Genomic DNA, 21,264 nt, shown 5'->3' with positions numbered 1-21,264 from the left:
GCTGCCGGTCCATATCCCTTTCCGTAGCTGCGGAATTCATAAGCCCCATTGAGCCCTGACCAGCGACAACACACACAGTGCTGTACCGATCGGCAACCAACTGACCCGCATCATCACCAAAAACGTCAGCACTAGATCGGCATCCATGACAGCAGTCGAGTCACCCACAACAACAGGCTGAACAGCAAAAACCCGATACCTACCGCACTGACACCACAACGCCGAACCACCACCGACAAAAACCTGCAGACCATCAGGCCGGGCAGATCCCAGTTGAGAACTCTCGCCTTCGTGCCAGCGCCTGACCTGCACATCTCTCGCCCGGCGACAGCAGGCACCGACACCATCTCTCACTTCCAAGACAGCGAAACCCCACCCCGAAACCGCCGCTGACCAGTGACAACACAGAGATGGCGACTGTCTCTCACCACCACTGACACCAACCCGAGAGATCGCATCCGGCCGAAACACAAAACACCCCGCGCCGAATTCACACCCGAGGGCATTTCCAACCACCCCCGATTTACCCGCCCTGCTCCGGGGGCTGCTGGCCAGTCAGATCGGCGCGACAGGCAACCAACACCCCCAAAGCCGCTGCACGCCCCGCTGAGCCGCGAACGCCAGCCGCCCCGGGATGGGAGACCCGGGGCGGCTGATCATCGACGAGAGGTGCCATCAGGCCCCTTGAGGGGCGATCAGTGCCCCTCGTCAGCCTTACGGCTCATGTCGGTCCGGCTAAGGAGCTCCAGTCACCACAAGGGACCCGTCGCCCGTCCTGCGGGTCTCACTGAGTGTCAGGTGTGGAGATGAGTAGATCAGCGCGCCTCCGCGGTACAGCTGGTACCAGTACCGCTGGGACCGCTCCAGGTCGCGCCGCTGCTGCGGATCGGCGTCCGGCAGCGTGAGTTCGACGAACCCCCGGCCATCGAGCAGGACGCCCTTTGACGTGATGGCCCCGGTGATGGTCACCGAGGTGGCGTCGGTGACGAGCTGGACGGTGTCACCCTGCACCAGGCGCAGCCCGGGAAACGAGTCAGTCATGCTGACACTCCGAGCGGCACTTCGGCGATCGGGTGCCACGTGATGTGCGCGCCGTCGTGCCACTGCTCGACGAGGTGGATTCGGTCCACAAGCACGGTCCCGGACAGCGGGTGGGCAATGGCAGCCAGTGCGGCCCTGAGGGCGACCGCGTCGACGTCATCGGCGCCCTCCGAGGCGTAGGCGAGGGACATGTGGGGGTAGCGGCTCGGCGCGGCTCTGAACGCAGCGCCTGTGCGGGTCATTGTCTGGGTGAGGGTGTCCACGATCTTGGCGAAGAGTGGCCCCGGCCATCCGCTGATCTCCACGCCGACATTGCCTACCGAGGGGCGGTCGAACGTCAGGGTAAAAGGCCGCACCGTCCGCGCGTAGGTCCTCACGTCCTTGAGGAGCGCTTCCGTGTCGATGTCGGTGCTGCTGAGTCCGACGGTGTGCAGGAGCGTGCAGTGCATCCCCTGTACCGGCACGCTCTGCAGTCCTGGCCGGGCCAGTCCCTGGTACGGCGCAACGAGAGCGCTGGCCTCCCGCGGAGTCGGGAGGATGTGCCAGTGCAGATCCCGGCGGCCCGCCGGCCAGAAGCGCCCCACCCGCTCGAAGAAGTTCTCCACTCAACGCCCCCTGCTGCTCTGGTTGTCCACGCTCCGTTCCAACACAGCTATGCCTGTCGTTGCGGCGCCTTCCGATCTCGGTCCTTCATCCAGCGGACCAGTGCTTGATAGACACGAGGATCGTCAGTGTCTGCGAAGGCGGCCGCGAGGGTGCGGTGCAGTTCCTGCTGAGAGATTCGGCCGCGCTTGAGGTCGTCGGCCAGCTGGCGGACCCGTTGGCTCACGGCCTGGCGCAGCGCCGCGTCAACCGGCTCGTCCTGGCTGCCGTTCTGGCTCTGGCTGCTTGCCAGTTCGCGGGCCAGGGTTGTCAGCTCTTCTTGGGTCAGCTCTCTCTCGTCTTTGCGGGGGAGCTGTTGCACGATGCCGGTGATCACCTTGACGGTGACGGTCTTGCCGGTGGCGTCCTTGATGGTCTCGTGGACGGCGACGGATGTCTCGGGGCCGTAGTCCTTGGTGATCGGGTTGAGCGCACCGGCGGCCTTCTTGCCGATGGTGGGGGTGTCTGCACGTGCAGACACATCGTTCGAATTCTCTTCGAACGGATTGTCTGCACGTGCAGACAGAAGCTCCCCGATCGCGTACGAGGTCATCTCCTCGTACGCGAGCGGGCGGGACTTCTGGAAGACCTCGCGGGCGAAGTCGGCGAAGGTCGCGTGCGTCTTGCGGTACAGGCGACGGTTGCTGATGTTGGCCATGGCCTTGCCCATGACCCACCAGGCGTCCTCGAACTGGCGGATGCCGCGCATGCAGAGCGCGAGGATCTGCTCCTCTTCCTCGCTGAGGTCGCCTATGGCGTCCGGGGTCTCTACCGGGTCGGGCAGGTCCGAGAGCAACAGCGGCTTCTCGGGTCGCCCTTGAGCGAAGGCAACCGGGGGCTGTCCGCTACCGGGGCCGGCGGCAGCGTCCGGTGCGGCAGGCTGCGGTGCCTGCTGGCCGGGGACCACGGCCTGGGAGGCTTTGCGTGCCTGGCGGTCCTTGAAGGGGTTGGGCTTCTTGCTCACGGCAGGAGTTCTCGCTCTTCCATCTCCGTGACCAGCTGGTCGAACGCTGATCCCTTGGCCAGGATCTCGCTGCCCTCGTGGGTGCGCATGTACTTGACGACGGAGGGGATCACCGTGGTGAAGACGTTGTATCCCTCGTCTTCCAGGTACTCGCGGACCTGCTTGATCTCGCTGACGCCGGTCGGCGCCTTGCACAGCAGGATCCAGGTGGCCGGTGGCTTGCTGTCCATCCGCAGCGGCGCAACGTTTTCGATGAACTCCTTCATGGGGAGCTCTTCCATGCGCTCAACGTCGTTCATGGACGGGGGCAGGTTAACGATGGCCAGGTCCGCGATGCGCAGCACGGACGCACCCACGGCCTGGTGGTCTTCGAGGTGGCCGACGTCAACGACGCCGATGCCGTCCTCGAACCCGGCCGGGGTCATCGGGGGCACATTGAGATGGAAGGCAGGGGTCGCTGCCTGCTGCACGACGAAAGGGTAGGTGCCCGCAGCCTGCCAGCGGCTGAGCTGCCGGGAGTCGTCCGCGTCGTACCCGATCACCTGGCGTCCACGCTCGTGCAGTGCGTGGCCCATCCACGCGGAATTCGTGGTCTTGCCCGTACTGCGAGGGCTGACATTGGCGATGTAGAGCATGCCGTGAGCGTACCGAGCTGGCACTCCCTGATCGCCACCGACCGAAGTGACGGTGCCCAAAGCACAAAAAAAAGCGGCCCCTTGCTCCCGGAACTACCGGGGCAAGGGGCCGCTGACAGTGCATTGGTTACACCGCGAGGGCGGTCCCGGCCGCTGCGACGAGGTCGTCGGCAGTGCGGATCGCGTGCTCGCGGGCTGCTCGGAGGATGGTGTCGTCGGGGGTGTGCCGCAGTGCGTACGTGGCGGTGGCGGCGGCCTGCGCGGCGGGGGCGAGGCCGGGTGCCAGGACCGAGACCCGTAGGAGTGGTGCGGTGATCGCGGAGCGGGTGGTGTGGCTGGTGGCACGGGCAGCGGCCCAGTCCTCACCGCGCAGCCGTAGCTCTTCCCGGGCGGCCATCGCGCGGCGGTGGTCGGCGAGCGCGGTCGCCAGCTCGGTCACGGCGGCCAGGGTCTCGGTACGGCGGGCGGTCTCGGCGGCGGCCCGCTGGGCTCGCCGGGTGGTGTGGTGGAGGGTGCCGAAGGCGGCAGCCGCGGCGGTCACGAGGACATCGGCGGTACGGACCGCACACTGCCGGGCGCTCTGGAGGGCGGTCTCGTCGGCCGCGGCCCGCAGCCCGCACGCGGCGTCGGCGGCGGCCTGTGCGGCCGGGGTGAGGGCGGGCAGCAGGATGGAGAGCCGCATGAGGGGTGCGGTGATCGCGGATCGGGTGGTGTGGCTGGTGGCACGGGCAGCGGCCCAGTCCTCACCGCGCAGCCGCAGGTCTTCCCGGACCCACATGGTGCGACGGTGATCAGCGAGGGCTGCCCCGAGGTCGGTCACAGCGGCCAGTGCTTCGGCGCGACGGGCAGTGGCCTCGGTGGCCACCCTCTGCGCCCGCTGGCTGAGATGGGTGAGCGTCCCGGTGAGGAGTGCTCCGGCGAGGGTGCCGAGGACGGCGACGATCGCGGTGGTCATGCCAGTGTTCCGATCGCGGCGACGGTCAGGAGTGCGAGCGCGGTGAGGATGACGTCGACCGCGCGGGCCAGACGCTCGTACTTGGTGACCGCGACGGTCGACAGCGCTGCGATCCGGGTCAGGCGCGTGTCCCCGCTCAGCGAGGCGCGCAGTGTGTCCTCGTCCATCCGCGCCCAGGCGGGAAATCCCTCGCGCACGACGCGACCGCGGCCGCCCAGGTTGGGTCGCACGACCAGGAGCAGGAGGACGGCGGCGGCTACGAGGGTCGCGACGGCAGCCGCGCCGATGACCTTGCTGATCAGTGGCAGGTCCTTGTCGGCGATGCTGGCCAGTCCGGCGAGGACGGCGCCGTCGAATGCCAGTAAGAGCGATGCCTTGCTGTCGGTGCGGGCGATCTCACCGGCGACTGTGGTGCAGGCCTGATCGAGAGTCCGGTCGGCCGCTTCGGTCGCTGCCGGTGCGGGTGTGGTGGTCATGCGATTGGTCATGTTGGAGGTGCTCCTCATCTCGGATTCGGGGTGCGGGGCGGCCGGCTGGCTTTGGACGCGAGAACCGACAGCGTTTGTAGACGGGATCGGGCGGCGCCGGGCTCCGCGTTCGATGCGAGATGTTCACGAGAAGCGGCGGCAGCAGAAAGTCAGATGGGGCCGTGCCTGCATCGGCAGGAACGGCCCCAGGCGTGCGGCTGGTTACTTCCCAAGCCACTTCCGGACGGTCATGCGGTCGACTCCGGCCTGGCGGGCGAATCCGGACTCGGTGGCGTCACCGCGGTTGATGAGCGTGACGGCAGCTTGCTGGAGTCCGGCGAGAGCATCGAGTTCGGCGGCGCGGGCGTCGGCCCTGCGCTGAGCAAGGCCGGTGATGACGTCGTCTGAGTTCTCGACCATGAGGCGGTAGGCGGTGGTGAGGGCTTCGCGTTCCTCGTCCTGGTCGCCGCCGCAGCGCTCGCTGATCTCGTCAGCCTGAGTCAGGAGGTCGTCGATCTGGTCGTCGGTGAGCGTGTGGTCGTCGCCGAGCCAGGCTTCGAGTTCGTAGCGCTGCATGCCCATGATGTTCCCTTCCAGGTGCGACCGTCGCCCCCTTCTGTAGATGACTCTACAGGAAGCCTGTAGATGCGTCTACAGGGCTTGGGGTCGGGAACGGGTGCCGTCATTTCTCGCGAACATCGATTCAGCCCCTCACGAGCCGCCTCCCAAGCTCGTGAACAGAACCAGCCGGCCTCTTGCCGATGCTGCGGCCGGTCGTGGTGCGCGCGGGGTGGAGTTCGGTAGGCCAGGCGGCCTGTCCGGGTCTCGGCCGGCGTGGAGCGGCCGAGGGCCAGGCAGGGCGTCGGGGTCAGGAAGTACGCAGAAGGCCGGGCCCCGGTGGGGTCCGGCCTTCTGCGTGTTGGTGTGTCAGCTTCCGTCGGTCGAACCCGACGTTGGAGACGTCACAACAGGTGTGAATACTGCTGCTTGAGACGCTTTCCGGTTTCGGTGTCGATGGCCGTCCGATCCGGGCGGAACTCGATGGTGCGGTGCGGGGCCCGGGTATTCGGCTTCCAATGGGAGCCTCCGACCATGACCGACAGCTGGACCGCTTGGTAGCGGTCCTTAACTGGGACCTTCACTTCCAGCTGGATCGGCATGGCGAACTGCCCTTCCTTGAGAGGCTGGGTCTCCTCATGCGCGGTCTGGTCCCCCGAGTCGATGCGGACCATTTTCGCCTTCTCATCCGTGCCGACCCAAACTGACAGGATGACGGACTGGCCGTCCTTGTTCCAATGCGCCAGAGTTTCCGTCTTAACCCCGTCGATGTTCACATCTGTGGCGGAGACGCCCTTGTAGGCGGCCTGCTTGGCGGCCTGCTTGTCGTCTGCTGCGTTCTGCCATACGGCGGCGATGGCGATGGTCAGGGCTGCGACCGCAGCGGCGTAAGGCCAGGTGCGTCGCTTCAACGGCACGGGTTGTCCGCCGTCAGGATTCGCCGCGGCTGTGGGTGCGGCCGGTGGTGGCCCGTGCTGCTCTGCCGGTGACGTGCCGGCAGCGGTCGTGTCGGTCCACCATTCGACTTCTTTACCCATGCGGCTGACGGTAGCGCGCAGTTGGGTAGCCGTGGCAGGGCTTCCGCACAACTCCGCGACCTTGGCCCTAGTGGACAGCCACGAGACGGCCTGGTCGGAGTTGATGCCATGGGCGGTGATGTCCTGGCGTTCGCCGAGGGCCGCCAGGTCGGCCGCTTCGTTGCACCGGCCCTGCCGGGCTGCCTCAATCACGTCGTAGTGCCGGGTGTCGATGACGTTGGGAGGCATCTCCCAGTCCCAGACGTCACCCTGCTCGATGTCGATGGGTTCCGGCAGGCTCTGATCGTGGTCTTCGTAGTTGCCGTCCTCCTCCTCTTCCTCCTCCTCCACTTCCTTCACCAGCGTCAGGTCCGGTTCGGCCAGGGCTTCCTGTGCTTGGCGGCGCCGGGAGGAGGTGTCGGTGAGGCGGGCCTCTTCCTCGCTGCGGACGGTTTCGATGATGTCTACGTAGTGGGGGCCGACCTTCCATACGGCCTGGCCCGGGTCGAGGTTCGGGATTTCCTTGATCGCCCAAGCGGGCAGGCCGAGCAGTGCGCCGACGATGGCGGCTTCTTCCGGGTTGAGGCGTCCGATGTGGGCGACCTCGCACAACCGGGCCAGGTCTTGCGCCTTGCCGTCGCCGAGGTCGGACAGCGTGTGCATCAGCACGTCCAGCGACAGCCCCGCCTTCCTGCTGTTCTTGAGCAGCCGCTGGATCAGCTCGCTCGTGGCGGGGGACAGCAGGATCTGCCACGCCTCTTCGAGGACCAGGTGCCGATGGACGGCGGTCGACTGGCGAAGCCACACGTGTTCTGCCCAGCACGAGACCGCGGCCATCAGCGAGGGGATCGCGGGACTGTTGCGGTCCAGGCGGGAGAAGTCAAACGTGAGGATCGGCAGGTCGGTGGGCGGCAGGGTCGCGTCCTGGCCGTCGAAAAGGCCGCGCAGCGAACCTTCGGTGTAGCGGGACAGCCCGATCGCCACACCTTCTCCCCACTCGGCGAGCTTCGCGGCCGGCCACCTGCCGTCCTCGGGACGTACCAAGGCATCGACCAGACCGTTCAGGTTGGTCGCCTTGGGGTGATTGAGGGCGTGCTGAAGGGCGTGGGTGGACTGGTAGGTGAGTGCGCCTGGCTCGACAGCGGCGATCAGCGAGCGGATCAGCTGCTCACGAACTTCGGGCGGCAGCAGGCTGCTGCACGGGTTCAGGGTGAAAGAGCCGGCCTCGATGACCCGGCCTCCCAGTGAGTGGGCGAGTGCTCCCCACTCTCCGATGTTGTCCTCCCCGAAGCTGTCGATGACGACGGCCTGGTGGTCGTGGTGGAGGATTTCGCGGCGGATCCTGATCTTGCCGGTGGTCGACTTGCCGGACCCGAGGCCCCCGAGGGCGAGGCTGTTGGTGGAGGGCAGGATCGCGGCCTCGGTGAGGACCGGGGAGAGGTGGAAGGGGCGTCCGTCCAGCAGGGACTTGCCGACCGGGATTCCGGGGAAGCGGGTGCTGGAGGCGACGAGCGGCGCGGTGATCGCGGCGTGGCTGGAGGGCAGTCGAATCATCAGAGGATCGCCCCTTTCCTGGTGGAGGCTCCGTGGGCGGTGGTCATCACATGGGCCCGGTGCTGCTGGCCGGTGAGCCAGTCGAGGCGCATCCGGTGGCGGTCGGCGGTCAGTGCGGTCTGCCAGCGGGCTTCGGTGACGCTCTCGGGGCTGTCGCCCCACACCGTCAGGTACGCGTCGAGGTCCACCAGGGCCGCGCCCTGGACCAGCGCGCCATGCGTGGCTCCGCTGGCCATCCCGTGCGCATCCGCCTTCACCTTGTCGTTGGTGAACGCTTCAGCCGCGGCGGTCTGCCACTTCGCGGAGCGGCGTGACTGCCCCGCCGGGAGGGGCCGGTACAGAACGGCCAGGGAGCGGTCGGCGTCGTGGCCCAGCAGCAGCTTGGGCATGAGGTCTCCGTCGCTTTCATCCGGCCACGCGGTGATGCGTGCGGTCGCCGCGTACCGGCCGTCCTCGAGCGCGGCCCAGTGCGGGCCGCGCTCGACGACAGCAAGAATCGGCTCCGGGTCCACCCGTGTCAGCTCGCCCATGGTGGCGAACTCGCCTTCCAGCGTGTCGATAACCCGGCTGGGATAGCCGACGAGGCCCTTGGGGACGTGGACGGAAATCGTCTGGGTGTGGGCGGTGTAGTCGCCGACGGTGGCGTGGTGGGTGACGTGGACCTGAATGCCCGCCGTGCGGGCCTGCCCGCCGGCGAACGTCAGGGCGCGCGAGAACGCGCCGTGGAACGCGGCGCGTTGGTGCGCGTCCTGCATGGTGCCGTGCCCGGGATACAGCGCCCACGTCGTGGTGGCTCCGGTCCTGGGCACCAGACTGGCGGGCGCGGTGCGCTCACGCAGGTGCCGGTAGCCGACCGTCGCCCACCGAGCGATCGAACGGGGCCCCGGCGCGAGGTTGAGCAGCGCCGCTGCCGCGCCCACCGCGCCGAACGTCCAGGCGGGCGGTGGGGTGAGCAGTGCCGACATCAGGACGGCGCTCCCTGCCCCGGCATTCACCTTCGTCAGCAGGGTCTCTGCGGGGCTGAGTCCGCGCTGGAGAGCAGGAACGCGATAGCCGGGAGTCAGGGAGTACACAGCAACCTCCTACGGGGTGCTCGGTGGGGTGGATCCGGGCCGGGTCGGCCGGTTGGGGTTCGCGCCAGGGCGCGGAGAGGGGCCGGCCCCTGACCGTGAGGGTCGGGGGCCGGGGGTGTTGGTTTGTGCGGCAGCAGCCCGCGCTGCTCTGCGGGCGTCGATGAGCTGCTGGGTGCGCGGCGCTTCCCGCTGGGTCTTGTCGATGGCTGACTGGGTGGTCAGCCGTGAGGATCGCTGCTTCTGGTTGATTCCGTAGGCGGCGTAGAGGACACCGCGGTCCTGGTGCGCGGCGCGGCCGGGGGTGTCCACGGTGCGGGGCATCCGTGGGTTGTTCTCCTGCTCGTAGAAGTCCGGGGCCCCGGCCCGGACAACTGCCCGCGCGAGCGGGTTGGTCGTCCGGCTCTCCACGAAGCTGCGTGCGGCTCCTGCGATCTTGGGGCCGAAGTACGGGATTCCGTGGAAAATCATCCGGAGCATCAGTGCGTCCGCCGCGACCAGGAGCACGGCGTCCATCGCGAGCGAGCCGCTGACCATCTGGACGAACGGGCTGACCAGCAGCAGCGCGAATGGGGCGAACATCAGCCCCAGCAGGCGCATCGCCCACGCGCGGACTGCGGACGTGTCGCCCCCGCGAGCCAGGGACGCCAGGACCAGGGGTGCCATGAGCACGAACGCGAGGATCCCGAGCTGGCGTGTCATGAACACCAGCGCCGCGAACGCCAACGCGACAACCAGCGCGGAGATGATGATCAGGATCCCCACGGGGTTCGCATCCGCCCCCTTTTCCAGATCCTTGCTGATGGCCTTGAGCAGGGTCGACTGGTCACTGTCGAACGCGGTCGTGAACGCGGAGTTCACGGCCTGGTTCAGGAGCATGACCACCCCCGGGACGGACGCCATGCCGGCGACTGCGGCCAGCGTCCATCCCGTGGATGCGCCCAGCTGCTTGAGGCGGGGTGCGCCCTGCCAGGCGGTCAGGGCGCACACGACGATCACGCAGACCAGAATGGCGATGGCCAGATGCTGCCCCAACCACAAAAACTGCTGGTACAGCCAGTTCTCGCTTGTCTCCGGCGCCCACGCTTTCTTGGAGGCGAGCAGCCCCTTGAGCGTATTGATCAGGCTGTCGGCGAGGTCTTTGACGTGGTCGGAGGCGCCTTCGGTAATGCCGCCCCCGCTGCCGCTGCCGCTGCTGGGGGGATCGATGCCTTCCCCTTCGCAGTAGGCCCGTGCCGGACCCTTGAGCTTTTCGCAGTAGTTGGTGTCTGGCATGACATCAGCTCTTGGCGTTGGTGACGGTCGAGAACAGGGTGTCGCCGTAGAGCGCGAGGATGACGGCGACGAACAGCGTGCCGAGCGCCATCGATCCCTTTTGCAGGGCGCCCTTGGGGTCGTTGGACAGCTGGAGCAGCATGCGAATCGCGATGATGGCGATCACTGCGGCGATGCCCTTGGTGACCAGCCCACCGCCGGTGAGGCCGATCGTGTCGAAGAAGTCCTTGAAGCCGCCGGACATGTCGATCGCCTTGGCGAGGGGAATGAGCTTGCTCATGGGTCAGATCTCCTTGTTCGAGTGACGTACGGGGCGTGCGAACGCATATAGGTCGGACATTGAGCTGATGGGGGAAAAGCGGACTGCGGCGCCGGGCCGGGGGGCCTCGATCATGTAGCCGCTCCCGACGTAGATCGCGACGTGGTGAATTCCTGCGGGGCTGCTCCCGTAGAAGATGAGGTCCCCGGGGCGTTTCTGTCCGGGCTTCACCGGTTCTGAGGCGGCGTATTGCTGTGCTGCCGTGCGAGGCAGGGTGATTCCGGCCTTCGCGTAGGCATAGAGCGTGAGCCCGGAGCAGTCAAAGCCCTTGATGCTCTTTCCGGAACTCCCATTGGGGGAGCAGCAGGACCCGGTACTGGCGCCGCTTGCATTGCCTCCGCCCCATGAATACGGGGTTCCGAGTTCATCGCTCGCCGCATTGATGACGGTGGCAACCTGTTCGGTGGTCGTCATTTTCCCGCCGGACGGAACATCAGCGAGTGCAACGAGTGCGTTGATGGACTGGACGTAGTTCGGTGTCTCCCCGTTGTCAGGGACGCCCCCGGATTTGATGACGGCGGGGCCTCCTGCGTTGTAGGCGGCAAGCATGTTGTCCTGCTTGTTGCCGGGAACGCCTTTGACTTCCTTGCCGATATCGCACAGGTATTTGGCTGATGACGGGATCGCGTCCTCCGGATCCCACACATCACGCTTGCCGTCTGAGTTGCCGTCGATTCCGTTGGTTTCCCACGTGGACGGCATGAACTGTGCGATTCCCTGCGCTCCGGCCGGTGACTCTGCTTTCGGATTGAAGCCGGATTCCTGGGTGAGGAGCGCGGCCAGCAGGTTCGGGCTGACCTCGGGGCAGGTGGTTCCCGCCTCCTCGACCAGACCCCTGTATTTGGCGGGCACGGACAGGCTGAGCGCCTTCCCTATGACGGGGTCCTCGTTGGCGGCCTGTACGAGGCCGGCCACGACAACGGCCGCGGTCGCACCCACGCCGATATAGACGGCTGCGGCAGATCTCAAGACCTTCCCCCTTTCGGTCAATATTCGTTGTTTTCGCAGGTCAGAACCGTCACCCGTGACCGTCACCCCCACCGTCACCCACGGTCTTGGGTGACGGTCAATGGGCGAGGGGTGACGGTGTGGGTGCGGTGCGGGTGACGGTGCCGGGTGACGGTCACGAACCGGACATAGCGGCTGCTGTGAGATCCGCCAGCCGGTAGCCGCGCGCGCCCTTCGTGCTCCGGTACGACGTCACGCCGAGCAGCTTTTTGAGCTGCTTTCCCATCTCGGTCGGATCGGTTTCCGTGATGCCGAGGAACGGGGCGAGGTCAGACGTGAGCATGAAATCCAGTCCCTTGTCCTTCATCAGGTCAATTGCCTGTGTGAGGTGGGATACCGGGTAGCTCTCGGCTTCCTTCACGCGTTCGGCGAGTACTTCGTCGATGGCTTTCCAGATGAAGTCATTTTCGAAGTTGAAGCCGCGGAGCAGGGTGGACGATCCGTTCACGTACAGGACGCCTTGGCCCTTGATTTTCGGGTTCAGGCGCATGGGCGGAATCGGGGCCACGGACTCAAAGTACGAGTCCCCGAGGGCGACTTCTGCGTCACCCTTCGATGCCACGTAGAGGCACATGCGGTACTGGAACTGATTCCGCACCTTGACCGGAATTGCGTCTTTGTCCGGACGCTGCGTCAGCATGATTGCGGAAATCCCAGATTCCAGGGACTTGGCGACCATTGTCCGCGACTTGTCTTCCACCCGCCGGACCGTTTCTTTCGACTTCGGTGTTCCGTCATCGACGTAGAAGTCTGCGACTTCATCCACGATGAAGATCACCTGCCGGAACTTCGGCTTCGGCTGCCTGTCCTTTTTTGCCTGCTGAATCTTGGCGTATCGGCTTTCCACGCGGACCAGAAGATCGTCCAGCATGGATTCCATTACGGCCGGATCGTCGGATGCTTCATAACGGACCGCGAGTTCATGAAACTCGGTCAGCCCGCAAATCTTGCCGTCCAACAGATACAGGTCGAAATCGTTGCCGTACGCGATAAGCAGGCACGTGATCAGACCGATTGCGAGTGTGGTCTTTCCCATCTGGGTCATACCGGCGATCAGCATGGAGGCTTTATCGAACGTCTCCACACCACCCAGATCACCCGTAACCTCATGCCCGAGAGGGATCCCGCCGTACCCGCGAATCTCCTCGCGGGTCGGTGGTGCGAACAGTCGGGTGAACGGCGGCTGATCCAGCTTCAATAGCTGGACTTGCCGTTCAGTCTGCCGGGACGTCTCCAGCTTCAAATGCAGCCGGGTCACGCCGAGCATGCTCCCAATAGGCCCGAGCCTTTTCGAGACATCTTCGTGGGTACGCCCTGAGGGCAGCAGGAACGTGTAGCGCGTCCCGATGCCCGGCAACAGGTCCTCTTGGACGTCAGCCGCGCGAATCACTTCGTCGTTGCTGATTGCCCCGGTTCGAGTCAGCGCGGTTGTCAGTTCCGGGTGGACCGGAACTGTCTCAGCGTCCGCTAGGGCCCCTTCAGAGGCCGTTACGGGCTTCTCCTGACTCACGGCCACGACACCCTTGGTATCGCCCGCCAGGAGGCGCTTGACAGTCCTACGGGTCAGCCAGGCCAGGTATCCGAGTGCGACCAATGCCCCCACGGTGAGGAGCACGGTAGCTACCCACCCCAGGCCCAGCTTGTCCTTGATGGCGGCCAAGACGCCGAAGACGATGACCAGGCCACCAATCGCGCCTGCCAACTGCCCATAGGAGTCATCGTGGTTGCTCTGGTGTTTCTTCCCCATATCCCACCCCGTTTTCGTGAACTAGCGAGCATAACTCGCACCTCTGACAATTCCGTTGGGGTTTTCGCGGTGCTTTCCGGGTCTGCGATGTATCGCTCTCGCTCACCGGATCGTGTGCTGATGGTGGTGCTCGCCGGGTCTGCTCCGCCGGGTCTGCGAAGCCGTGGCTCCGCTCGCCGGGTTGCTCGCCGGGTCTGCGCCGGGTCGACTGCGTACTGCTTCCGGCAGTCGCAGCGAGGGCCAGCCCGCACGGATGCGGGCTGGCCCTCACTGGTGGTGCCGGACGGTGTTCAGACGCTCGTGTCTTCGGACTCCTCCTCGTCCTCGAAGATCTCGCCGCCGTCCTCCTGGGTCAGCAGGGCGCCGAACGCGATACGCACCCGCGCCTCGCTACCAACGAAGCCGGCGCGGCGGAACGCGTCGCGGGCCTGCCGGTAGGATCGCGGCGGGTCGTCCGCGTAGCGCAGGTGCCGCAAGACCACGTCCAGCTGCTCGTCGGTCAGCGGCTGGCCGGGCTCGGGGACTGGCACACCCGACACGGCCGCGAGATCGGCGAGCGTGACGGTAGGCACCGTCGGGCGTGCCGGTGTGCCGGACGGTGTGCCGGATCCGGTCGGCAGCGCGTTGACCTGCGTGCCGATGCCGTGCCGGTCGCCGTCAGGTGTGCCGGGCAGCGCCGGGGCGACCGCCGACCACTGTCCGAGCTCCGGCAGACGAATCGCCGCCACGGACGCCGGCAGAACCTTCTCGGCGACCGTCTTCGCGGTGGTCTCGGCCTGGCCGTGCAGTTCCTCGGTCATCGTGTGCTGCGCCTTGAGGACGCCCTTGCGGTAGGCGGTCTCAGCCTCGGCCACCCGCGTTTCCAGCTCGGTGGCCAGCTCCAGCAGCTCGATGCGGTGCGCGGCCTCCGCTTCCATCTCCTCGAACTTGTCGGAGACTGTCTGACGCTTCGCGTCGAGTTTCTGCCGGGTACCGGCGGACACCTTCCGTCCGAGCGAGGGAAGGGCAATCCACCAGGCTGTCTTGGTCGCAACGATCGCGATCGGAGTCAGGACCATGGCCAGGTCGAACCCGCCGGAGCGGGACAGGATCAAATCAAACGTGGGGATGGCAGCGTTGACGGCCGTGAGCGCCAACCCCGCGCGCTGGACGCGCTGAGCGCGCTGGCGGTTGTTGCCGGCCAAAATCTCGGCTGCCTGGAAGACCACCCACAGGGCGTCCAGCGCGCCCACGGTCGGCACTGCCCAGATCCCGAACCGGGGGTCGAGGATCTGGAAGCTCACCGCCATCGACAGGATGGCCACGCCCAGGGTGACGGCTCCCAGAACGCCGAGCACCGTCCCGCGGGGGGACAGCCTGTCGTACCACTTCTCTTCTTCAGCCACGATGTCTCCTGTTCATGAGGGGCGTTCTTTGCGCGGCGTCACTGGCCGCCGAGACGGCGTCGTACGTAGTCGGCTCCGGCCGGGTTGAGGCGGATCCACGACCGGCCGATGCGCCCCGTCTCGGGATCCCGGGTGTAGGCGACGATGACAGCGCCCTCGGTATCGGTCTGGACGCTCACCTTGTAGGCGGCGCCGTAAATCTGGGTGTCTGGGACGTCGTTCATCGGGTTCCTCCTCGCGAGCGGAGTCGGCGCAGGTAGGCGTCTTGGAGGTCGGCGAGCCGCCGGTACAGCGGGGCTCCGGCGGGGCAGTGCTGCTCCGCCTTGCAGGGCTCGCAGCTACTGCTGTGGGTGCGCCAGGTGTCGCGCGCCTGCTGGTAGCGGGTGGACAGGTCGTCAGCCATGGCGGCCTGCCTGGTGGTTGGGCATGAGGGGCGGGGCCTCTCGTGGTGCGGGGTGGGTTTCGGTGACGCGGTGGCCGGTGTCCCACGCTCTGGCGGCCGCCGTGGCGGCGGCCGCGAGCAGCGCGAGGGTGATCGGGTGGGCCAGGCCGCGTGTGGTGATGGCCCGGACCGCGTGGCGCTGTGCGGTCCGGGCCGCTCGTATGTGCAGGTGCAGGGCTCAGCCCTGCTTCTGTCCGGTGCCGCTGCAGGAGGTGCAGGTCTGCATCTCGACGCTCTGGTAGGGGGTGCCGTCCGCGCCGATGTGGTTGACGGTGACCATCTTCTGGCCGGCCCCGCTGCAGTCGTTGCAGGGATTCACTGGGCCACCGCCGTCCGGGCAGGGGCCGCGGGCGCGAAGCTGGGCGGGCAGTTGCTGGGGTCGCAGTTCCACCGGGTGCACACCGGGCAGGCGTCGTTCATCGACGGCCGGTGCAGGACGAGCACGGGCTGGCGCACGTACCCGGGGGCCATCTCGGCCAGCGTGCGGCGGGCGCGGCGGCCGGCGGACCGGGCGCGGTGGTCGCCGTCGTTCACCAGCTGGCGGACGAGTCGGTGGTACTGCTCGGTCTCGTCCCGCTCGTAGACGCTGCCGTTGTGTCCGCTGCGGTCGTCCTTGCTGGTATCGACCACGGCCTGAAGCGCGGCCCGGCGTGTGTGCCGGGCCTGAGTGGATGTCATCCTGTGCATGCGCATGTTGCCCTTCGAGAGAGGGTGAGCTGCGAAGACGGACCCCCAGGCGGGCATGCCTGGGGGTCCGTCGCGTTCGGGACCAACCGGTCCCGTGGCTGTTCGTACGAGCAGCCACGGCCGGCCCCACCCGGCGTGTGCGGGTGGGGCCGACCGTGATCGTTCGTCAGCAGTCAGTGGCCGACGGTCGCGCCGGACAGACGGCCCACCTTGGCAACGTGGGCGTCCTGCTGCTCGATAAGGCGACGGACCTGCTCCTCCAGCGGCGGGTTGGTGTCCCAGTCGCTGTAGTAACCCTTGCCGTACTCCCTGACGTCCGCGATGTGCCAGTCCTTGGCCTCCGGGTACCCGGCGGCCTTCAGCGCGGCGTCATGGCCCAGATCGGCGTAGAGGTGCTTGTCGTGGACTTCGGCGATCTCCCGCGCCCGCTCGTCGAAGGTGATAGCGGCGGCCTTGCTGCGGTCCTGGGCGTCGACCAGGCGGGAGACCGCGGACGGCCACTCCTTGGCGGCCTCGGGGGTGCGGAGGTAGTCGTACGCCGTGCCCAGGGCCTTGACCTCGTGCTGGTAGGTCTTCCAGAGGTCGGGCGCGTCCTTGACGACGGCCTTCAGCGCGGCAACGTAGGCGGCGTCCTTCCACTCCTCCCGCGCCTTCTCGTACAGGTTCGACAGGACGACGCCGGCCTTTTCCCGGAGGAGGTGTTCGGCCTCGTTCTCCGACTCACTGACGTAGCTGAGCTTCGGGTCGTCGTGGGTGGAGGGCTCGTACGGCTCCTCCTCCCGTCCCGTGAACGGAGCGAACTCGAAGCGGAGTCCGTAAGACTGGGCGTCGATCTCCTTCAGGTACTTCGGGAAGTACGGCTGGAGGCGGGCGAAGATCTCCTCCAGCTCCTGCGGGGTGATCTGGAAGCTGTAGCCGAGCGGCATGGCGGTCTCCTTCGTCAGGTCGGCTGTCTTGGGGTCCTGGTGGCCCCCCGCCGCCGCCGTCCCACACGCGAGGTGCGGACGGCGGCCACGGGTAACCCAGGGCTACGTGTTGGTGTGCGGTCACTGCCACCGCACATGCCCGGTTTTTGCGGGATCCGGAGTACCTGCCAGTCGTGCGCTGGGCCCCTCGCTCCGGCACCGGGTCTGGTGTGCCGCAGGTCGTCGTAGGCAGCCGCGAAGCCGTCCAGCCGTTCCCAGTTCTTGTCTGCTCCGCCCGTGAAGGCGATTCGCCGGCGCCACCGGTGTGACTCGGCAGCGCGTAGGTCCAGGGGTATCTGGTGTCCCTGCATGACCTCCCGGGTTCCGGCCCGGGGCCTTTCATTCGGATCTCAAGCAACGATTGCGCCCGCCCGGGCTGACATCCCCCACACGGCTATTGCCGCAGGTTGGAGCAGGTTTGACGGGGCTGACTTGCACCCACGCAGGGAACGAAGAACCTCCCCTTTGGGCAGCTTCCCTAGTTAACTGGGGAAGCTGAGCAAGACCGTAGAGGTTCACCAGCCAACCGTCAACTGGTGGCGCGCATAGGGGAACTGATGTCGCATCACTTCAAAGCAGACGCACTGCACTGACCTGGCATTACGTGAACTGACATCAATTTTCGAGCGCGCGGGCTGGCTTCACTAGATAAGGCAGGTACCCTGTTCGCCATGACGAACCACCAGCCGAGGAAGCGGATGGGGGCGAGAGACATCGCCGCCGATCTGCTCAGCCGCATCGAGAGCGGCGACATTCAGGATCAATTTCCGCCGACCCGCGTCCTGACGGAGGACTACGGCACCAGCCCGGAGACTCTGCGTCAGGCCATCCAGATCCTGCGCGCCGAAGGCCGCGTCACCAGCCAGCAGGGGAAGGGCGTCTTCGTACGCCGCGTCAACCCGATCGAGTTCCCTATGCATCGGTTCGAGCGCGGCAATCGCCGCGACGACGCCGCGACTGGCATCGACGAGTGGAAGGCCGCGATCCTCGAACTCGGCCGTACGCCGAGCCAGGACGTTCCGCACGTCAGCGTTGAGCGTGCCCCCGCCGAGGTGGCGAAGTGGCTCGCCATCGAGGCGGGGACCTTTGTCGTCGCCCGGCGCCGCATCCGCCGAGTCGACGACAAACCGTTCCAGCTAACCGACTCTTGGTTCCCCACCGAGGTAGCCCTCGACACCCCTCTGATGGACGAGAAGGACGTCACAATGCCCGGCGGCATCCTCGCAAACATCAAGGACGGCCGATACGCCCAGCAGCGCAAGGTCGACAAGCTGAGGGCCTGGACGCCTACCGCGGACGAGGCCGAACGCCTGGGGCTCCCGACGGGCAGCACGGTCCCCGTGCTTCGCCACGTGCGCATCGGCTACAACGAGGATGGCCTGCCCGTCCGCTGCATGGTCACCATCGCGCCCGGCGACCTGAACACACTCGTCTACGAGATCAAAGACTAGGACTGGCTGTGGGACTGCTCATTCGGCCTGCCACCAATGAAGACACGCCCGCGCTGATGGCGCTCCGCGTCGAAGCGGAGGAGTGGCTGTCAGCCGCTGGCATCGACCAGTGGCGCTCGACCGGCTTCCGGGAGCGGGCCCTCGCGAAGTGGCGCGCCGACATCGCAGAGGGGCGTACCTGGGTAGTCCCTGGCCAGCGACACGAGCTACTCGGAACTGTCACGCTCGCGCGCCCCGACCTGGATTTTTGGGATGAGCGCGACGATCCCGAGTCCGCCGTCTATGTCGCCAAGCTAATCACGGCGCGCACCGCCGGCGGCCGCCAGCTCGGGGGGCGCCTGCTCGACTGGGTCGGCAGTGTCGCCCGCAGGCACAAGGTGCCCTGGGTCCGCCTGGACGTCTGGCGCACGAACGAGCGCCTCCAGCGCTACTACCTCAACCAGGGGTTCGCACACGTGCGCACCGAAGCACCCGACCACCGCCTGTCCGGATGGATGGCACAGCGACCGGCCAGCACCGTCATGCACCCAGAGTCCCCTATAGGAGAAGCGTTCCCACCGGGCGGGGAGACGTCGTACGGCTCCAGCGCGTAGGCTCTCCGTCACAAGATCACCCACGGAAGCGCAAAACCCGCCCCCGGACCCTCTTCTTGGCGTCGAAACCGAGATGAGGGGTCGAAATCCGGATTGGCGGGTGTGCGTGGCCGTCTGAGAGGCTCGATGCCGAGTGTAGAGGAGCGAGCGCTCCACTACCACCACGGCATCGGGCCATGGCCCGTACGCGGGCCGGAAAGGGCCCAATGCAGCACCTCAAGCCGCCAGCTGGCTGCACAAACTGCCGGTCCACGTGGCGCTACCTGCGAGAGCAGTGGGAAGCCGACGTTCCCGGCGATGCGATCACCCTCGGGATGATCGCGTCCGCACTCGGGCTCGCCCCGCGCACCACGCGTGTCCATCTGTCCATCCTGGTGGAGGCCGGGCACGTGGACATGGACCGGCGTACGCCGCTACACCCGGTCGTCTCCGCCCCGCAGCCGCCGACCACTCCGGGTCGATGGGCCGCAACGGTCACCTTGACGTGTGACGCCTGCCGCCGAGTGCTGACAGTCGTGGCCGAGCTCGCCGGCGCTGACTGGACGACGCGCGGGATCACCCGTGCCGAGCTGGCCCGGCATGCGCGCATGTCGCCCAAGACCTGGACGGCGCACGTCAATCATCTGGCGGCCGCCGAGATCCTGCGCAAGGAGCCGGACTCGTACCGATCTGACGGCGGGCAGTGGGCCGGGTCCCGCCCAGACCGGTACGTCCTCCTGTCGAACTCGACGTTCGACGCTCTGCTCACCGCGGGCGAGCAGCTGCCCGGCGCGCGCTGGTTCGAAGACGCTGCGCACGAGCTGCTGACCGAAGTGGCTCCGTGGGCCGTGGGTAGCCGAGTGCTGCCGTCGGATCGACAAGCGCTACTGCGTCGGGTCGCCGGACACATGGAACACGGGCGGTATCCGCGTGACGTACTGCGGCGGATGATCACTCGGCGGAACATCCGTCCCCACCACGGCATCACCGACGCCTACGCGCTGCTCATCAGCCTGCTGCCGCCTCCCATGTCCACGTACACCCCGTCAATGGGTGAGGTCATCGGGGTAGTTGGCCGTCACGCGCTCTGCCTCACCTGTGAGCGACCGCACGAGGATGCGCAGATGCCGGAAGGCGTCATGTGCCACAGTTGTGCACGGGAATTGTCCCCGGCGTTCTGAATTGGTCTCAGCTTTCTGAATGGAATTGCCGAATTGCTCGCGTCCCTCGGGCGCGGGCTATTCGGCATGCCTGGACCCCTTTCCGCGCGGTGCCGCCCGGGTGTCGCCCCTCGGTTGGCCGGGTGCCGGCACCCGGTGCCGATGGCCTGAGTGGTTGTTTCCGAACCGGCGGCTGTGTGACGGCTCCTCGCTGAACCCAAAGGGTGAGCTCGGCGCCCAGCAGGCCTGAGAAGGCGCCTGCAAGCTCCCCTGACGCCCTCAAACCCAGCAAGCTAGGAGAGAGGCCATGTGAGCCGCCATCACCCCCACGGGGCACCCAAGGCACCTGAGGTGCAGGGGACGCGAGAGCACCCATTGGGTAATCGAGTGCCGGGGTGAAAGCTTGTTCGATTTCTCACGGGCCCTCCCTGTGGATAACCGGTACTACGAATGCGAAATGAACCGATTTGCGCCGCAGAGGGCGGCACTCGATTACCCAATGGGTGCCGCCCTCTGACCTGCGGTTTCACAAGATCACTTCCAGCCCTGTGGAAAACGTGGCACCTGGCTACCCAATGGGCGGAAGCCCTCTGACCAGGGGAAACGCGCTCCTCCGCGTTGCTCCGGGGGCGAGGGCGGCACCCGATTACCTAATGCCATAGAGATGTGACCTTGACCTGACGCCTTCGCTACCCCCGCTGATTGACGCGCGCAGCGGGTCGCCTGCGGGCTTAATGGGGCTGATGAATTCCGCAGCTACAGAAAGGGATGTGGACCGGCAGCCTTGTTTCAGAGGCTCGGGGTGGTGGTGTGGAATCCGGGAAACTACACAGTGCATCAGGTGTTGATGCAGGGTCATGCCGGAGCTGACGGGGGGTGTGGTGTGGTTTCGCCAAAGGCACATGCTGCATCACGTGATGCAGTCCGACCGGGCGGGGTGTGGGCTGGTTCCAGAGTTCAGCCCAGGGTGCAGTTTGACGCATGCTCACGCTCGCCCCGTGGAAGGCTCGTTCGAGCCTTCCACGGGCTCGTAAGGGTGCAGTGCCCTACGTGGCGTCAGAGTGCGGCACTGCACGAGGTGGTGGTCTGTGATCCCAAGTTCTACACAGCTCGGGGCGTGATGCATCAGCCCCCTCCCCGTAGCCAGCCGCCTCGGCGCAGCCGGGGCAGGAATTGGAGCGCAGCGGAAATTCCCAATTCCCGCTTGCGGGAATTGCTTCGCTTTCTCAGTATTGGAGCGCAGCGGAAATACGGAATTCCTGCGCAGCGGGAATTAAAGGCGCGCAGCGCCTTTTGACACTGCGTTAGAATTCGCGCAGCGAATTCTTTCTCTTGCAATGCGCGCAGCGCA

Annotated in this window: 22 protein-coding genes; 3 read left to right on the top strand and 19 right to left on the bottom strand. The window is 66.6% G+C overall.

Going from position 1 to position 21,264, the window contains the following annotated elements:
- Positions 1-735 precede the first annotated feature (735 nt).
- The 19 genes from NRF20_RS00110 to NRF20_RS00020 all read right to left on the bottom strand — a co-directional run bounded on the left by NRF20_RS00110 (position 736) and on the right by NRF20_RS00020 (position 16,691).
- Complete coding sequence (locus tag NRF20_RS00110; RefSeq protein ID WP_413751728.1) at positions 736-1,041, bottom strand: hypothetical protein; 306 nt, start codon at positions 1,039-1,041, stop codon at positions 736-738.
- On the bottom strand, positions 1,038-1,646 hold the full coding sequence (locus tag NRF20_RS00105) for a 2'-5' RNA ligase family protein (protein WP_413751727.1): 609 nt from the start codon (positions 1,644-1,646) through the stop codon (positions 1,038-1,040). The genes NRF20_RS00110 and NRF20_RS00105 overlap by 4 nt, the downstream gene beginning before the upstream one ends.
- A 47-nt stretch (positions 1,647-1,693) precedes the next feature.
- Positions 1,694-2,647 (bottom strand): hypothetical protein, encoded by a 954-nt coding sequence (locus tag NRF20_RS00100; RefSeq protein WP_413751726.1) that lies wholly within the window; start codon positions 2,645-2,647, stop codon positions 1,694-1,696.
- Complete coding sequence (locus NRF20_RS00095; RefSeq protein ID WP_413751725.1) at positions 2,644-3,282, bottom strand: plasmid partition protein; 639 nt, start codon at positions 3,280-3,282, stop codon at positions 2,644-2,646. Before NRF20_RS00095 ends, NRF20_RS00100 begins: the two co-directional genes overlap by 4 nt.
- A 127-nt stretch (positions 3,283-3,409) precedes the next feature.
- Positions 3,410-4,237, bottom strand: coding sequence for a hypothetical protein (locus NRF20_RS00090; protein ID WP_413751724.1), 828 nt, complete (start codon positions 4,235-4,237; stop codon positions 3,410-3,412).
- Positions 4,234-4,725: a Pycsar system effector family protein gene (locus NRF20_RS00085; RefSeq protein WP_413751723.1), complete on the bottom strand. Its 492-nt coding sequence runs from the start codon at positions 4,723-4,725 to the stop codon at positions 4,234-4,236. Before NRF20_RS00085 ends, NRF20_RS00090 begins: the two co-directional genes overlap by 4 nt.
- Positions 4,726-4,926: 201 nt before the next feature.
- The gene (locus tag NRF20_RS00080; RefSeq protein ID WP_413751722.1) at positions 4,927-5,280 is read right to left on the bottom strand and encodes a hypothetical protein; all 354 of its coding nucleotides are present in this window, start codon (positions 5,278-5,280) and stop codon (positions 4,927-4,929) included.
- 386 nt (positions 5,281-5,666) lie between these two features.
- Positions 5,667-7,832, bottom strand: a complete 2,166-nt coding sequence (locus tag NRF20_RS00075; RefSeq protein WP_413751721.1) for a hypothetical protein — start codon at positions 7,830-7,832, stop codon at positions 5,667-5,669.
- The gene (locus tag NRF20_RS00070; protein ID WP_413751720.1) at positions 7,832-8,905 is read right to left on the bottom strand and encodes a hypothetical protein; all 1,074 of its coding nucleotides are present in this window, start codon (positions 8,903-8,905) and stop codon (positions 7,832-7,834) included. Before NRF20_RS00070 ends, NRF20_RS00075 begins: the two co-directional genes overlap by 1 nt.
- A gap of 9 nt (positions 8,906-8,914) precedes the next feature.
- Complete coding sequence (locus NRF20_RS00065; protein ID WP_413751719.1) at positions 8,915-10,177, bottom strand: hypothetical protein; 1,263 nt, start codon at positions 10,175-10,177, stop codon at positions 8,915-8,917.
- Positions 10,178-10,181: 4 nt separating this feature from the next.
- A complete protein-coding gene (locus NRF20_RS00060; protein ID WP_266366232.1) occupies positions 10,182-10,457 on the bottom strand; it encodes a hypothetical protein in 276 nt (91 codons plus the stop codon).
- A gap of 3 nt (positions 10,458-10,460) precedes the next feature.
- Positions 10,461-11,465: an NlpC/P60 family protein gene (locus tag NRF20_RS00055; protein ID WP_413751718.1), complete on the bottom strand. Its 1,005-nt coding sequence runs from the start codon at positions 11,463-11,465 to the stop codon at positions 10,461-10,463.
- 154 nt (positions 11,466-11,619) lie between these two features.
- Positions 11,620-13,251, bottom strand: a complete 1,632-nt coding sequence (locus NRF20_RS00050) for an FtsK/SpoIIIE domain-containing protein (RefSeq protein ID WP_413751717.1) — start codon at positions 13,249-13,251, stop codon at positions 11,620-11,622.
- A 290-nt stretch (positions 13,252-13,541) separates the two neighbouring features.
- The gene (locus NRF20_RS00045; RefSeq protein WP_413751716.1) at positions 13,542-14,636 is read right to left on the bottom strand and encodes a hypothetical protein; all 1,095 of its coding nucleotides are present in this window, start codon (positions 14,634-14,636) and stop codon (positions 13,542-13,544) included.
- A 38-nt stretch (positions 14,637-14,674) separates the two neighbouring features.
- Positions 14,675-14,860 (bottom strand): hypothetical protein, encoded by a 186-nt coding sequence (locus tag NRF20_RS00040; protein ID WP_413751715.1) that lies wholly within the window; start codon positions 14,858-14,860, stop codon positions 14,675-14,677.
- A complete protein-coding gene (locus NRF20_RS00035; RefSeq protein ID WP_413751714.1) occupies positions 14,857-15,039 on the bottom strand; it encodes a hypothetical protein in 183 nt (60 codons plus the stop codon). Before NRF20_RS00035 ends, NRF20_RS00040 begins: the two co-directional genes overlap by 4 nt.
- Before the next feature lie 217 nt (positions 15,040-15,256).
- Positions 15,257-15,397: a hypothetical protein gene (locus NRF20_RS00030; protein WP_413751713.1), complete on the bottom strand. Its 141-nt coding sequence runs from the start codon at positions 15,395-15,397 to the stop codon at positions 15,257-15,259.
- Complete coding sequence (locus NRF20_RS00025; RefSeq protein WP_413751712.1) at positions 15,394-15,756, bottom strand: hypothetical protein; 363 nt, start codon at positions 15,754-15,756, stop codon at positions 15,394-15,396. Before NRF20_RS00025 ends, NRF20_RS00030 begins: the two co-directional genes overlap by 4 nt.
- Positions 15,757-15,938: 182 nt before the next feature.
- Positions 15,939-16,691, bottom strand: coding sequence for a hypothetical protein (locus tag NRF20_RS00020; RefSeq protein ID WP_413751711.1), 753 nt, complete (start codon positions 16,689-16,691; stop codon positions 15,939-15,941).
- 710 nt (positions 16,692-17,401) lie between these two features.
- Here NRF20_RS00020 and NRF20_RS00015 point away from each other — a divergent pair.
- The 3 genes from NRF20_RS00015 to NRF20_RS00005 all read left to right on the top strand — a co-directional run bounded on the left by NRF20_RS00015 (position 17,402) and on the right by NRF20_RS00005 (position 19,934).
- Complete coding sequence (locus tag NRF20_RS00015; RefSeq protein ID WP_413751710.1) at positions 17,402-18,181, top strand: GntR family transcriptional regulator; 780 nt, start codon at positions 17,402-17,404, stop codon at positions 18,179-18,181.
- 8 nt (positions 18,182-18,189) lie between these two features.
- Positions 18,190-18,774, top strand: coding sequence for an N-acetyltransferase family protein (locus tag NRF20_RS00010; protein WP_413751709.1), 585 nt, complete (start codon positions 18,190-18,192; stop codon positions 18,772-18,774).
- Between the two features lie 314 nt (positions 18,775-19,088).
- Positions 19,089-19,934, top strand: a complete 846-nt coding sequence (locus tag NRF20_RS00005) for a hypothetical protein (protein WP_413751708.1) — start codon at positions 19,089-19,091, stop codon at positions 19,932-19,934.
- Positions 19,935-21,264: the final 1,330 nt, after the last annotated feature.

The sequence above is a fragment of the Streptomyces sp. R-74717 genome (assembly GCF_047305335.1).
In the GTDB taxonomy this organism is placed as follows: Bacteria; Actinomycetota; Actinomycetes; order Streptomycetales; family Streptomycetaceae; genus Streptomyces; species Streptomyces atratus.
The sequence above is the reverse complement of the archived record's forward strand: the minus strand, read 5'-3'. Positions and strand labels throughout refer to the sequence as shown.